The sequence below is a fragment of the Sabulibacter ruber genome, assembly GCF_017355955.1.
Classification (GTDB): Bacteria; Bacteroidota; Bacteroidia; order Cytophagales; family Hymenobacteraceae; genus Nibribacter; species Nibribacter ruber_A.
The window spans coordinates 223,879-238,071 of sequence record NZ_JAFFID010000005.1; the positions used below are offsets into that span (position 1 = coordinate 223,879).

Here is a 14,193-nt window from a genome sequence, read left to right on the forward strand (position 1 = left end):
CTTTCCTGCAGTACCCCCTAAACGGCATGGGGGTACGATGATACTTTCTTGTCTTTTTATTTAGCAATCCCTGTGTTCGTTTTGGGCTTTATTTTATAAAAAAGTTCAAAAATGTAACTTCTTTGTAGTATGTAATTCTATTGTTAATCAATAATTTACATAAGTCTGCTTGCAGATGTGAAGATAAGGTTACATTTTTGATGAACTTTAGTGGGAGGTGAATAGTTGTTTCAACATTAATTGCACCTACAATAACTTTAAAAGTATAGCTTATCTTCTATTTCTAGCACAACTAATTAAAATCCCTTTATTAACACGTTACGCATAATGAATCTGAAGCACATTGTTGCTGTTGGCTTGCTATTGCTTGTTGCCAGCATTTCCAAGGCCCAAGTGACACCTCAGCGAATGGTGATCCCACGTTTATACCAGCAGAACTACTTTTACCTGAACCCGGCATTTGCCGGCGCAGAAGGCAGAAGAGAGGTTGGCTTGAACGGACACCTTAACTCCATTACTGGTAACTCCTCATCGGCTCCTTTGTCTGTCATAGCGCATTATCAGGGGTATGTAAGCAAAGAAAACCCCAACGGAATTGGCGTTGTAGCCATGTATGATCAGTTTGGTCCATATTGGTTAGGAAAAATCGGGTTTTCTTATGCCAAGCGTTTCCGGTTAGGGGAGCAAAGCAGCCTTTCTTTTGGTGCCCAGTTGGCAGCAGAGTACTTCAACGTAGACTTAGCTGAGTTGACCCGTGGCGAAGAGAAGAAAATGGTAGGCCATGACAATGACCTGAGACCAGACGTAGACGCCGGTTTTTGGCTGAAGATCCGTAACTTCTATGCGGGTGGTTCCGTGGCCAGCATTCTGCAGCCTACCTATAACCTGGTAGGCGTTGCCGAGCACGAAGGTGTACGGGAAATGATTCTGACTGCCGGTTACAAGTTCTCCTTCGCCCCTGAGTTTAGCCTGACACCATCGGTGTTAATGAACAAGCCATTGAAAGGCGGAGAGCAGGAATACCATTTTGGGGCTGTGGCTAACGCCAAGTTCCTGACCGGTGGGGTTATCTACAGAGGCCAGTTTGATGAAGTAGCCCCCTGGACGGTATCTGCTGGTGTGAACATCAAAGACAACGTACAGCTGACTACTTCTTATGACATTACCAAAGAGACTGCCGGGGTGGCCAAACCAGATGCCCAGGTAGAAGCCAACCTACGCATTAGGTTTTAAGTAAGCAGTACATACAGAATAAAAGAGCGGGCTTGCCTTATGGCAAGCCCGCTCTTTTTGCATTATAGGCAACGTTAGGTAACTTACCAATACAACAATGGCAGAAGGGGAGGGTAGAAGGGGAACACAAAACCTATTGTCATGGAGCTCTCATACATCCTGAACGAACTAGCCGAGGACCGGACCGCGTACTTTAATGCCGTGGCGCCTCCCATCATGCAGACCAGCAATTTTGCGAGCCGTACGGTGGCCGAGATGCGCCATAAACTGCAGAATGAAACCGAATCTGATTTCTATACTCGCGGCAATAACCCTACGGTGCGGATGCTGGAGCAGAAAATTGCAGCCTTGGAGGGAACCGAGGAGGCGATAGCCTTTGGCAGTGGTATGGGAGCTGTTTCCGCGGCGGTTTTGTCTCAGGTGAAAGCCGGTGATCATGTGGTCTGCGTGAAAAGGCCTTATACCGGGGCCAATAAATTGATGCGCCACTTGCTGCCTCGGTTTGGGGTGGAAGTCACCATGGTAGACGGAAGAGAGATCCAGAACTTCTTCCAGGCTGCCAAGGAGAATACCACCCTTTTTTATCTGGAAAGCCCCAGCTCTTTTACGTTTGAATTACAGGATATTGAAGCCATCACCGCCTTTGCACGGGAAAGAGGTATTAGCACAGTGATTGACAACAGCTTTGCCTCACCCTTGTTCCAGAGCCCCGCCGCCATGGGGGTAGATCTGGTGGTACATTCGGCAACCAAATACATTAGTGGGCACGGAGATGTGCTGGGAGGCATTGTGTGCGGCAGCCGCGAACGTATTAACCGGATATTCCTGTCTGAATACATGACCCTGGGCGCAGTGCTATCACCGCATGATGCCTGGCTCCTGGTCCGGGGACTCAGAACCTTGCCCATCAGGATGGAGCGGGTAGCTCAAACAACCCGGCAGGTGGTGGCTTTCCTGCAGCAGCGAAAAGAAGTGGCTGAGGTTATCTGGCCTTTTCTGCCAAACCATCCGCAGTACCAGCTGGCCAGAAAGCAGATGCGGAACAACACCGGGCAATTCTCCATCCGGTTGCAGGCTGATACCCTTGAGCAGGTAGAAACGTTCTGCGATAGCCTGCAGCACTTCACCATGGCAGCTTCCTGGGGCGGGTATGAATCCCTGATCTTCCCCGTTGCCGCGTCTTACACTTCCGGAGGGTTCAAGCCTTCTCTGCCGTTCACCTTCATCCGGTTCTACATAGGCCTGGAAGATGCGGAATACCTGATGAGGGATTTGGAACAGGCTTTTCAGAAAATGAATCAACAGCCGTTTTAGAGCTATTTTCCAGAAAAGGCAATAAAAAAGACCACTACTTATGGGTAGTGGCCTTTTTTGTTTATGGGCAGAATTACATACCGCTTCTCAGGATAGAAACTGCTTCCTGGATGTACAGGTCCTTCTTGGCGTTGCGGGTGAAGGCCTGGAATCTGGCTGAGGCAGCGGTGTCGCTGGCCAACTTAGCCATGTCTGGCTTAAGGGTGGCAACGTCTAACTGCGGAATGTTTTTCCGGAGGTTTTCCAGTTTCTTAGACTCCTCTTGCGCGCGGCGCTCCTCCGCCAGGTAAGTGGTCAGTTTAAGGGAGCGAGTAGAAGTCTCGGTTCTCTCTTTCAGACGAAGCGCGTTGTCGTTGATCAGCTTGAACGTTGGGCTGGCCTCAATTTTAGATTTAGCAGTAACTTTCAGCTTATCAATCGGGAAATTCTGGCTGTTCCAGGCGTTGAATCTGGCTGGCTGAATCTCATCGAACGGAAGCGCATATTCCTGCTCTTTCTCGCCGTATTTCAGGTACGTATAGGTATCTGGCAGCACTACATCTGGGGTTACCCCGCGCAACTGCACGGTTTTCCCGCTGATGCGGTAGTACTTCTGGGTAGTCAGTTTCAGGTGACCCAGTGGTTTCACGGCATCAAAAGAAGCCGGCAACACCTGGTCCAGGTCAAAGAACTGCTGCACGGTACCTTTACCGTAAGTAGAGCTACCCACAATAAGACCGCGTTTGTAGTCCTGGATAGCGGCGGCCATGATCTCAGACGCCGAGGCGCTGTTCTCGTTCACCAGCACCACCAACGGACCACCAAACTGTACCTGGGCATCTCTGTCTTCCAGCACCGCAGCAGGGCCATTCGCCGATTTTACCTGCACTACCGGGCCAGACTTGATGAACAAGCCTACCATGTCTACCACGTCTTGCAAAGAACCACCGCCGTTGTTCCGCAGGTCAAGGATAATGCCCTGGGCGTTCTCGGCTTTCAGTTTTTCCACCTCCGCGGCTACGTCTTTCCCGCTGTTGCGTCCGCCCTGGTTTTTGAAGTCAGCGTAGAATGCAGGCAAATGGATGTACCCGATTGGTTTCTGGCCTTTGATGAGCAGTGATTTGGCGTAGCCTTCTTCCCTAACCACCACGTCACGGATGATAGGAATCACTTTCATGGTGCCGTCTACTTTTTTCACGTGCAGGCGAACCTCGGTGCCTTTTTTACCTCTGATGAGGGAAACGGCTTTGTCAATGCGCATGCCCGAGATGTCTACCGGCTGCTGGTTGCCCTGGGCTACTTTCAGGATCACGTCGCCGGGTTTCAACTCACCTTGCAGGTAAGACGGGCTACCCGGGGTAATTTCAGAAACTTTGATCACCCCGTCTTTTTCCTGCAACAGGGCACCAATACCCTCTAAACGTCCGGAGAACTCGTAGTCAAAGTCCTCTTTCTCTTTAGGCGCGTAGTACTCAGTGTGCGGATCGTAGATGTTGGCGAAGGAGTTCAGGTAAGAAGAACGCCAGTCTTCGTTCTCCAGCTGGCCCATGCGCTTGAACAGGTCATCGTAGTTTTCTTTGAGCTTTTTGCGGGCATCGGCCTCAATCTCCTGCTGGGTTTTCTTAGGCTCTTTGGAGGCGGCAGAATCAGCTTTCTGCTGGCTGTCAATGGCATCGGCCACTCTGATGAGGGCCTGGTATTTGAGGTATTTTCGCCATTCTTCCTTCAAAGCAGCAGGAGAGGTGGCAAACTTCAGTTTCTCTGGCTTCACCTCAATGGTTTCCTCGGTGGTGAAATCAAAAGGTTTTTCCAGGATCTCTTTGTAGTAGCCCTCGGCCTCTTTCAGGCGTTTCTGGAAGATGGTCATGGACAAGTCAAAGAACTTGAAAGATCCGTTCTTGAACTCATCGTCCAGCTGGGTCTGGTAGGCTCTCAGTTGGTCCACGTCTGACTGCAGCAGGAATTTCTTGTTGTAGTCCAGGCGCTCCAGGTAGAGGTCAAACGCTTTTTTGGAAAAATTATCATCTAAGCGCTCCGGCGAGTAGTGAGCAGAGCTCAATCCTTGCACGAGCACTTTCGTCAGCACTTCGTTTTTCTGGTCCTTTAGAGCACCATCCGTCTCCAGCAGCTTATAGGAGGCAATGCCAAATACCACAGAGGCGGCAGTACCGTAAGCGACCAGTTTTGTCTTGAATGAAAACATATTAAGTCTGTAGTAATGTCAGTTAGTGTATATACAAAAGTAGTGCCTGATTTGTAGGAGCATTACTCACTTAAACGTACACCCTACACAGAAAGGTGTACCTCTCAGGGGATAATTTATAAAAGAATTGCAAGTAAGCAGAACCTGGCAGTTCTGATACTTTTTGCCCCTCTTTTTTTTAACAACCGACAGGTGGTATTTGTTTCTCTTTGAGCATCAAGAGCCTGAAAACAAAAGGTCAGATGCAGACAATTTTGGGAAAGGTGATGTGGAATTTTTCTGGTAATGGCATCATGGGGGAAAGGACACAATCTTATACCCAAACGCAAGCACCATGGAAACCAACACAACCCACCCCGCCACCCTAGATGACATGATTTTTGAAGGCCGCAACAAAGCCTACGGGGCCTACGTGCTCCGCAAGCTGTATAACCGGCATATCACCCAGGCTTCTTTGTATGCCATTACTATCTCGCTCATCGGGTTTTCCATTCCCACGGTGGCCAACATGCTGTCAGAAAAGGCACCTGTGATAGCCGCCAAAACAGATTCAGGCATCATTAAGATTACCCCAGTGGAGTTGCCATTGGTAGAAGAAGCGAAACAGGTGAAGCCTGAGCCACCTGCGGCCCCAGCCAAACCCTCGGCCCCAACAGTGAAGAATACCACCATCAAAGTAGTAGAAGATTCTAAGCCCGTGGTTGATGAAGTGCCCAGCCAGGATCAGCTTAAAGAAGCCAACTCAGGATTGGAAACTACTCCCGGTGACGGCAGCGGGAACCTGAACAACCCAGAACCCACCGGAGGAACCGGCACCGGCACCGGTGATGGAACCGGCTCTACTTCTGGTGCCGCCGAGACAACGGTCTTTGTAAGCGTGGAGCATATGCCCGAGTTTGACGGCGGCTTATCTAAACTGATGGAGTATGTAGGCAAAAATCTGCGCTACCCCAGAGCGGCTCAGGCCCACGGAGTGGAGGGAACGGTAGTGGTGAGTTTTGTAGTCTCCACCACCGGCGACATTACCGATATTCAGGTGCTCAAAGGGCTGGGCTACGGCACCGAGGATGAAGCCATCAGGGTCATGAAGAAACTGCCCCGCTGGAAACCCGGTTACCAGAACGGAAGATCGGTTCCGGTGAGAATGACCTTGCCCATCCGGCTGGAACTGAAATAAGATCGCTTAATCGGTTCTTTGTATAACCAGTGTCCTGTTTTTGCTCCGTATTTCCTAAAACGGGCTGAAAACAGGACACTGGCCCTTCTCAGGAGAAGTATAAAAACAGAAAAGCCCCATCTCAAACCAGAGGCGGGGCTTTTCCAGGAGGAGTGTCTAACGATTAACGGTAGATGTGCTCACCACGGTTGGTGCGCCACTCATTCTCAAAGTATTCGGCATCTTCATGTGAGCGAGGAGTTACGCCCATCACAATATTTCCTTCTTTGATGCCAGACTCATACACTTTGGCTCTGTCTTCAGGAATTCCAGAACCTACCAGGGCGCCCAGCAAACCACCTGTAAGCCCACCAGCTCCGGCACCTGCCAAACCAGCTGCCAATGGACCGGCAATTACTAATCCCAGACCAGGCAGGGCAACAGAAGTACCAATAGCGGCAATGGCGCCTACAATGGCTCCTAAGGTACCACCAATGGCAGAACCTGCCCCGGCACCTTCCAGGGCTTTGCTGCCCAGTTCAGTGTCATTGTCACGGTTGTCTGCGAAGTGGCGCTTGCGGGCGTCATCGCTCATGATTACGTTGATATCATCTCTGCTGTATCCGCGGCTGTGTAGGGCGTTATACGCGCGCTCTGCGCTGTCTCTGTCTCTGAACATTCCCGTCATCATGCGGGAGTTGTGGGTGTTTCCAGTGTGATTTTCCATAGTTCGATTTTTTCTACTTAGCAGGTGTAACATAGTGGTAATTGCTAGGGCCAGTCGCTAAACCGGCAACTGGCAATTAGACTATGATAAACGCATTTAATACGTATTAGTTACATGTACCCGCACTGTAGAAAACAGAAATACCCGTGTTGGGCACGGGCGTTTCAATTGTATTTTTACCGAAAGAGCTTGAAAACGGGCCAGTTGAATTTTAGTTATACACCTTTACCATGTACACAAAATCCTGCAATTTCTTCAATTGTTGCGGACGGCTGGTACCCGCCAGGTTGTTCACTTTAGGCAGGGAAATAGGCTTAGGCAAACGGTGTTCTGGTAACTGCTCCAGCAGGGTGAGCAGGTAAGCCGATTTCACCGCGAAGGCGGCACCGTCTACCCCCAGCATTTTACCGCTGATCACCCCAATCATGTTGCCACGGTCATCCAGCAAAGGGCCGCCGCTGTTACCCGGGTTCAACGGAACCGAGATCTGGTAAGAAGCGGTATCGCCGTACACACCGGAACGGGAGCTCAGCGTACCCTCACCAAACACGATGTCCTCTCTTGGGTAACCCAAGGTAAAGACGCGCTCACCCAGATCGCTTTCCTTTTGTTTGAACGAGTAAGGCAGCTTACCAAAACCGGTGAACGCAGTATCGGTCACGCGCAGCAGGGCCAGGTCACGCACTTGGTCTGAGTAGATTTCCTCTACTTTGTATTTGGTACCGCTCTTGTTCTCAATCATCAGCGAATCGGCGCCTTCAATCACGTGGTAGCTGGTCACGAAATAACCATCCGAGGTCAGCACGAAACCGGTACCCGAGAACTGCCCCGGATTAACCGACGCGTTTTTAGGCGTGGTGGTACTGGAGCTCAGGATAGCGTTCTGCTTGCGTTTAAGGTCTTCCACCTCGCGGCGCAGTTCCACGTAGCGGGCGGTTTGCTGCTGGGTGGCTGAGCGCCACATTTCCATGCCCAGCAAACTGCTGAACACCGTGACAATAGCCACCGTAGCTGCCACCGCCATGGTAGCCGAGTACCGGCGCATGAAGATCTGGATGGGCGTTCTACGCCGCAACACCGGAGCCGCCGCAGGGGCTGCTTTCTGGTTTTCCTGTTGCCACGCCTGATGGTGTTGGTTCAGGCGGTCCCGGAGAGACTTCTGCTGGCCGTGGTTCTGCAGCGCGGCCGTGAACAGCTCCGCCTCCCGTACGCGCTGGGCAAACACGGGGTCAGCAGCCATGCGCTCCTGCAGCTCTCTTTTCTCTGCCGAGGTCACCTGGTGCTGGTGGAAGCGTTCCAGTAATTCTAATAGTTCTCTGTCACTCATATATAGGTAGCATCCGCTTGCAGATGTCTTTTTATTTGTTGCCTTTCTCAAGAGGGCACCTGGTAGTCCAGGAAGAACAGTTTCTTAAGGCGCATGAGGCACTTGTACTTCTGGTTCTTGGCCGAGTCTACGTTGTTGTAGCCAAACTTCTCGGTGATCTCGGGCATGCCCATGCTTCTGAGGTAGAAATCTTCCAGCAGGGTTTTGCAGGGTTCCCCCAACTGACCCAGGGCATTGGCCATGGCCTCAAACTTCAGCTCATTCTGCTCAGCGCGTTCCACGTCATCTTCTACCTGCGGGGCCAACTCAGACTCGGTGTCTTCCACCATACCATGGCTAAAGCGGCTGCTTCTGGACAGCCGTTTCAGCCATAATCTCCTGCAGATGGAATACAGGTAGGTTTTGATCTGGCAGTTAAGTTCCAACTGGCCGGCCTTGATCTTCTCGTAGAATACAATCACCGCCTCCTGGAAAATATCTTTGGCATCATCCTCCGTCCCGCTGTTGCTCTGCACAAAGAACAACACCATGGGAAAATGGAGTTTGTATAACCTGCTCAGTGCCATGTCATCGTCCTGTAGAATTCCTTCTATGATGGCCGCATCGGTCACTAGTGCCTTATGAATCATGCTTGTCAATTAATACAGTTTCAGCCATTTAGTAACCCACAGAAAAAAAATAAAAATTTTTTCAAAACCATGGGTTACCTCTGGTGGGGTAGTGGTATAAAGGTTCAAATTAACGCTAAAACCCTTAAAAAAAATTACAATGAAAAAGGTATTTTCTCTTGCCCTGGTAGCTGGTATGTTCGCTTTCGCTTCTTGCGAGTCTAAGCCTGCTGAAGGAACTGAAGGAGCTGCTGGAACTGAAGCTACTTCTACTGAAGGTGCTACTGGTACTGAAGGTGCTGCTACTACTGACACTACTGGAACTGCAACTGGTACTGACACCACTGCTACTACTACTGACTCTACTGCCGCTACTACCGGTACTACTACTGCTCAGTAATTTGTCGTGTGCGAGAGCACACTTCCAAGTACAAGATAAAACGTCTCTTACATTTGTGAGAGACGTTTTCTTTTTCAGGGGAGTCCGTTTTAGACCTGTTTTCTGTAAACCAGGCCTAAAACGGACTTTTTAGGTTTAGTTTATCTTTTTCTGCGGCGTTCCAGTTCCCGTTTCACCAAGGTGAACTCGCGGCTGCTCTGGCCGGCAATGGCGGTATTCTCATCGGCGCGGCGCAACAGGTAAGGCATTACAGCCTCAACCGGACCATAAGGTACATATTTTGCCACGTTATAGCCAGCGTGCGCCAGGTTATATGATAAGTTGTCGCTCATGCCTAGTAGCTGGGCGAAGTACACGCGCTCATCGTTGGGCTGAATGCCGTGTTTCTCCATCAGGTCCATGAGCACGTAGCAGCTGCGCTCGTTGTGGGTACCGGCACAGATGGCAATGCGGTCAATGCGTTCAATGCAGTAGAGGAGGGCCTCATCGTACAGGGAATCTGTGGCTTCTTTGCTGGGGTTGATGGGGTTTTGATACCCGTTCTGCTGCGCCACCCGGCCTTCTTTCTCCATGTAGGCACCGCGCACCAGTTTGCCGCCCAGGTAATAGCCGTGTTTCCTGGCCCGCTCGTAGTCGCGTTGGATTACCTCCAGGCGGTCGTGGCGGTAGAGTTGGTAGGTGTTGTACACAATGGGGCGCTCCTGGTTGTAGAGCTCCATCATGTCTATGCAGAGTTGGTCAATGGTTTCCTGCAGCCAGCTTTCCTCGGCGTCAATGAACACGCGCACGCCATGCTCAAAGGCGCGTTGGCAGATGGCTTTCACGCGGGCCCGTACCCGGCCAAAGGCGGCTTTCTCCGCTGAGGTCAGCTCCTGATCGGTCTGGGCTTTGGCCAGTAAGCCAGAATCGGCTACGCCGGTTACCTTAAACACGCTGAAGGGAATGTGGTTGGAGGTGGCGGCCATCTCAATGGTGGCGATGATCTCCTGCACGGTATGGTCAAAGCTGGCCTCGTTGCTTTCGCCTTCCACGGAGTAGTCCAGGATGGTCCCGATGCCCGATCTGCCCAGCTTTTCAATGGTGGGCCGGCATTCCTGGATGGTCTCGCCGCCGCAAAACTGTTCAAAAATGGTTTTCTTGATCAAGCCTTTCACCGGCAGGTTCCAGCCCAGGGCTTTCTTCATCATGCCGCCTCCCATTTTCACCAGGGAGTTGTTGTTCATGGCCGCGAAAAGGAGGTAGGTCTTGTAAAGTTCTGAATCTGATTTATCAGCAAACGCAATAGCGGTATCTTCAAAGGAAACTTTTGGTGCAGGATTCATATATTAGGTGCTACAATTAAGCGCTGCAAAGATAACGTAAAAACGGTTGTTAGTTGTTTCTTGGCCGGTTTTCAAAAAAAGCCTTTAAAACAGCTAATCGCCTCAAACGCAAAGCCATGGAACGGAAAAAGGAACGCAATTATTTTCACCAGCTGAGTAAGCTGCGCCGCAGACCATTGGCCATTGCCGGGCCTTGCAGCGCCGAAACCCTGGAGCAGGTCTTGGAGACCGCCCGCCAATTGAAAGACCTGCAGGTAGACATTTTCAGGGCCGGAGTCTGGAAGCCGCGGTCCAAGCCGGGCAATTTTGAAGGCGTGGGTACCGAGGGCATGAAGTGGCTGCACGAGGTTAGGCAGCAGTACGGCATGCCGGTAGCCACCGAGGTAGCCAAACCGCACCACGTGGAAATAGCCCTGCGGCACAACATTGACGTGCTCTGGATTGGCGCCCGCACCACCGTGAACCCCTTTGATGTGCAGGAACTGGCCGAAGCCCTGCGCGGAACCCATGTGCCCGTGATGGTGAAGAACCCCGTTAACCCAGACCTTTCGCTTTGGGCCGGGGCCATTGAGCGGCTGTGGGCCGTGGGCGTGCAGGATGTGGCGGCCATCCATCGCGGCTTCTCTACGTATGAGCCCACCCAGTACCGCAACGTGCCGCTCTGGCAAATTCCCATCCAGCTCAAAGGTCTGTACCCAAGTTTGCCGGTGGTGGTGGATCCCAGCCACATCGGGGGAAACCCAGAGTTGATTTTGCCTCTTTCCCAAAAAGGCCTGGATCTGGACTTTGAAGGAGTCATGATTGAAACGCACCCAAGCCCCACCGAGGCGCTGTCTGACAGCGAGCAGCAAATCACGCCCTCGGTTTTAGGCGAGATCCTGGAGAAACTGCAGGTGCGTAGCCTGCCTGATGCCGCTTTCATCAGCCGTACCGAAGAACTGCGCCAGAAAATTGACCGCGCCGACCGAGAAATCATTGAAGCCCTGGCCCGCCGCATGCGCCTGGTGGAGAAGATTGGCGAAGACAAAAAGGAAAACAACATTGCCGTGCTGCAACCCGACCGCTGGAAAAGCATTTTTGAGACCCGCAAAGAATGGGCGCGGCAAATGAACGTGAACCCTCAGTTTGCGGCTGAGCTTTATGAGCTGATCCATCTGGAGTCCATCAGGCTGCAGACCGAGATTGTGGAAGGCGAGTAGGCTTTGGAAGAGAAATGAAAGCTTTTGCCATCTAATTACAATGTTGAGAGTATCTTGCGGTATTCTTTTGCAGAATGTCGGCCGTAGGGGGAACATTTCTGAAGTTTTTCCTTTGAACTGGCCCAGACATTCCCTTCTTTAGAGCATCAACCTGTTTTGGGGCTGTTTTCAAGAAATCGGCCGCAAAACAGCTTTAACTGAAAGTACATTGACCGAAGAAATATTCATTGGGCAGGAAGCCGTAAGCCAGCTGCAGGAGTTGCTGCAGAACCGGGCTTTCAAGAAGACGGTGGTGCTGGTAGACGAGAACACGCACCGGCACTGCTATCCGCTGCTGAAACCGTATCTGCCCCAGAACCATCATGTGGTCCAGATCCAGAGCGGCGAGGAAAACAAGAACCTGGCTACCTGTGAACACGTTTGGCGTGAACTCACCGAGCAGGGCCTGGATCGCTGGAGCTTGCTGGTGAACCTGGGCGGCGGCGTTCTCACAGATTTAGGCGGTTTCTGCGCTAGTCTCTATAAACGCGGCATCAAGTTCGTGAACGTGCCCACCACGCTCTTGTCGCAGGTAGATGCCAGCGTGGGCGGTAAAACCGGCGTGGACTTCATGGGTTTTAAAAACCACATCGGGGTGTTCCAGGAGCCGCTGGCGGTGCTGGTGAATCCTGAGTTTCTGAAAACCTTGGACCTGCGTCAGATGAAATCCGGCTACGCCGAAGTGATCAAGCACTGGCTCATCATGGATGCCGACAAGTTCTTTGAGCAGCGCTACATAGGCTTGTTCACCGAGGACTGGACTGACCTCATCCGCCATTCCATTGACATCAAAAGCCGGGTGGTGACTGCTGACCCATTGGAGAACGGCCTTCGCAAAATCCTGAACTTCGGGCACACCATCGGCCACGCGGTGGAGAGCTTCTACCTGGAGAAACCGGGCCAGATGCTGTTACACGGCGAGGCCATTGCCGTAGGTATGATCTGTGAGGCCTGGCTTTCGGTGCAGCACCAGTTGTTGTCACCGGAGGAACTGAGCCAAATTGAGACGTTCATTACGTCCATTTACGAGAAAGTAAAACTGCCCGAGGCAGACGTGCAGGCTATCAGCCAACTGTGCCTGCATGATAAAAAGAACAGCGGCGCCACCATCAACTGCACGCTGTTGCAGAAGATAGGGGAGGCCGTGTATGACAGACCTATCACTTTAAGCGAGGTGCAGAGTGCCTTGCGCTATTACCAGTTACTATGATTTCAGCTGCTGCCGTGCGCGTGTCGCACCCAACGGGCGTGGTGCGCGGGCGCGTGACCTTGCCTGCCTCCAAAAGCGAAGCCAACCGGGCCCTTATCATCCGGGCTTTATCGGGGAAAGATTTCCCTATTCATAACCTGTCAGATGCCAATGACACCCAGCTCCTGAACCGGCTGCTTTCCACGCCCGCCGGCGAAGAAGTAAGCGCCGAGGATGCGGGTACCGTCATGCGTTTCCTGACCGCCTACTATGCCGCCACGGGCCAGAAACTGGTGCTCACCGGTACCCCTCGCATGTGCCAGCGCCCCATCGGGGTTTTGGTAGATGCCCTACGTCAGTTAGGCGCCCAGATTGAATACCTAGGTCAGGAAGGCTATCCGCCCATGAGAATGAACGGCTTTGAACCCAGTGGCACCAATCAATTGACCGTCCGTTCCGACATCAGCAGCCAGTACATCTCGGCCTTGCTTATGATTGGCCCGTTGTTGCCGGACGGGTTGGAACTGACCCTGGAAGGAAAAATCAGCTCAGAGCCCTATATAAGGATGACTCTGGCTCAGATGGCGCATTTTGGCGTGCAGGCCACCTTTGAAGGGCAGAAGATCTCCGTGCCTAAGCAGGAATACCAGGCCAAAGAATACACCGTGGAGTCTGACTGGTCAGCGGCCAGTTACTGGTACAGCATCGCGGCCTTGGCCAGGGAAGCAGACTTGTTTTTGCCTGCCCTCCGGAACGATTCTCTGCAAGGCGATAGCGTGTTGCCTACGCTCATGGCTCCGTTTGGCGTGCAGACACAGTTCACCCCCGAGGGCGTGCAACTGACCAAGCAGCCGGTGCAGGAACAGTTGGAGCGCATTGATTTCTTTGCCTGTCCAGACCTGGCCCAGACCGTTGCTGCGCTGGCCGCTGGCTTGAAAGTAGAAGTAGAGATGACCGGCCTGGAAAGCCTCCGCATAAAAGAAACCGACCGTATTGCTGCCCTTCAGGCAGAACTGGTGAAAGTAGGAGCCGAGTTAAAGGAAACAGAGCCCGACGTTTTCAAGGTCTTTTTAACAAATCAGCCCGAAAACGAGGCTTCCATCCACACCTATGAAGACCACCGCATGGCCATGGCTTTCGCACCCTTGGCCTTGAAACAGCCGTTGGTGATTGAAGAACCCAAGGTAGTTCGTAAATCCTACCCCAGGTATTGGGATGAACTCCAAAAGGCAGATTTTAAGGTAGAGGAATTGTAGTTTTTTCCGCCAAAAAGCAGAAGGTCCCACATTTGTTTGGGGCCTTCTGCTTTTTGACTTGAAATGTCTCTTTAAAGAAAGCAGACCTGCATTTATAGCTACTTACTTGTAAGTAGAACATGACTTTTTTTATTCAGATTTCAAGTATTATATTGTACTGCGGGTTTGAATATGAACTTTTCTAATAGTGGGTTCGTTTTATTGTTAGATGATCATTCATCAACGCAACTAAAACTACAAC

The 14,193-nt window shown here is 51.6% G+C and carries 12 protein-coding genes; 7 read left to right on the top strand and 5 right to left on the bottom strand.

Annotated features, from left to right (window positions below; genetic code table 11):
* Positions 1-327: 327 nt before the first annotated feature.
* A complete protein-coding gene (locus JT719_RS21005) occupies positions 328-1,233 on the top strand; it encodes a PorP/SprF family type IX secretion system membrane protein (protein ID WP_207435720.1) in 906 nt (301 codons plus the stop codon).
* Positions 1,234-1,374: 141 nt separating this feature from the next.
* Positions 1,375-2,547, top strand: a complete 1,173-nt coding sequence (locus tag JT719_RS21010; protein WP_207435721.1) for a trans-sulfuration enzyme family protein — start codon at positions 1,375-1,377, stop codon at positions 2,545-2,547.
* Positions 2,548-2,620: 73 nt separating this feature from the next.
* Here JT719_RS21010 and JT719_RS21015 read toward each other — a convergent pair whose 3' ends face one another.
* Positions 2,621-4,729, bottom strand: coding sequence for a carboxy terminal-processing peptidase (locus tag JT719_RS21015; RefSeq protein ID WP_207435722.1), 2,109 nt, complete (start codon positions 4,727-4,729; stop codon positions 2,621-2,623).
* A 334-nt stretch (positions 4,730-5,063) separates the two neighbouring features.
* On the opposite strand from JT719_RS21015, the gene JT719_RS21020 reads away from it, so the two are divergent.
* A complete protein-coding gene (locus tag JT719_RS21020) occupies positions 5,064-5,906 on the top strand; it encodes an energy transducer TonB (protein ID WP_207435723.1) in 843 nt (280 codons plus the stop codon).
* A 163-nt stretch (positions 5,907-6,069) separates the two neighbouring features.
* On the opposite strand, the gene JT719_RS21025 is transcribed toward JT719_RS21020, so the two are convergent.
* The 3 genes from JT719_RS21025 to JT719_RS21035 all read right to left on the bottom strand — a co-directional run bounded on the left by JT719_RS21025 (position 6,070) and on the right by JT719_RS21035 (position 8,568).
* Positions 6,070-6,612 (bottom strand): hypothetical protein, encoded by a 543-nt coding sequence (locus JT719_RS21025; RefSeq protein ID WP_207435724.1) that lies wholly within the window; start codon positions 6,610-6,612, stop codon positions 6,070-6,072.
* A gap of 211 nt (positions 6,613-6,823) precedes the next feature.
* Positions 6,824-7,939: a S1C family serine protease gene (locus tag JT719_RS21030; protein ID WP_207435725.1), complete on the bottom strand. Its 1,116-nt coding sequence runs from the start codon at positions 7,937-7,939 to the stop codon at positions 6,824-6,826.
* 47 nt (positions 7,940-7,986) lie between these two features.
* Positions 7,987-8,568, bottom strand: a complete 582-nt coding sequence (locus tag JT719_RS21035; protein WP_207435726.1) for an RNA polymerase sigma factor — start codon at positions 8,566-8,568, stop codon at positions 7,987-7,989.
* 139 nt (positions 8,569-8,707) lie between these two features.
* On the opposite strand from JT719_RS21035, the gene JT719_RS21040 reads away from it, so the two are divergent.
* Positions 8,708-8,947 (top strand): hypothetical protein, encoded by a 240-nt coding sequence (locus JT719_RS21040; protein ID WP_207435727.1) that lies wholly within the window; start codon positions 8,708-8,710, stop codon positions 8,945-8,947.
* Between the two features lie 140 nt (positions 8,948-9,087).
* Here JT719_RS21040 and JT719_RS21045 read toward each other — a convergent pair whose 3' ends face one another.
* The gene (locus JT719_RS21045; RefSeq protein ID WP_207435728.1) at positions 9,088-10,269 is read right to left on the bottom strand and encodes a proline dehydrogenase family protein; all 1,182 of its coding nucleotides are present in this window, start codon (positions 10,267-10,269) and stop codon (positions 9,088-9,090) included.
* A gap of 116 nt (positions 10,270-10,385) precedes the next feature.
* Here JT719_RS21045 and JT719_RS21050 point away from each other — a divergent pair, with 116 nt between their 5' ends.
* From JT719_RS21050 to JT719_RS21060, 3 genes are all read left to right on the top strand, one after another.
* Positions 10,386-11,468, top strand: a complete 1,083-nt coding sequence (locus JT719_RS21050; protein ID WP_207435729.1) for a bifunctional 3-deoxy-7-phosphoheptulonate synthase/chorismate mutase type II — start codon at positions 10,386-10,388, stop codon at positions 11,466-11,468.
* 208 nt (positions 11,469-11,676) lie between these two features.
* Positions 11,677-12,717: a 3-dehydroquinate synthase gene (aroB, locus tag JT719_RS21055; protein WP_207435730.1), complete on the top strand. Its 1,041-nt coding sequence runs from the start codon at positions 11,677-11,679 to the stop codon at positions 12,715-12,717.
* Positions 12,714-13,952, top strand: coding sequence for a 3-phosphoshikimate 1-carboxyvinyltransferase (locus tag JT719_RS21060; protein ID WP_207435731.1), 1,239 nt, complete (start codon positions 12,714-12,716; stop codon positions 13,950-13,952). Before aroB ends, JT719_RS21060 begins: the two co-directional genes overlap by 4 nt.
* Positions 13,953-14,193 lie beyond the last annotated feature (241 nt).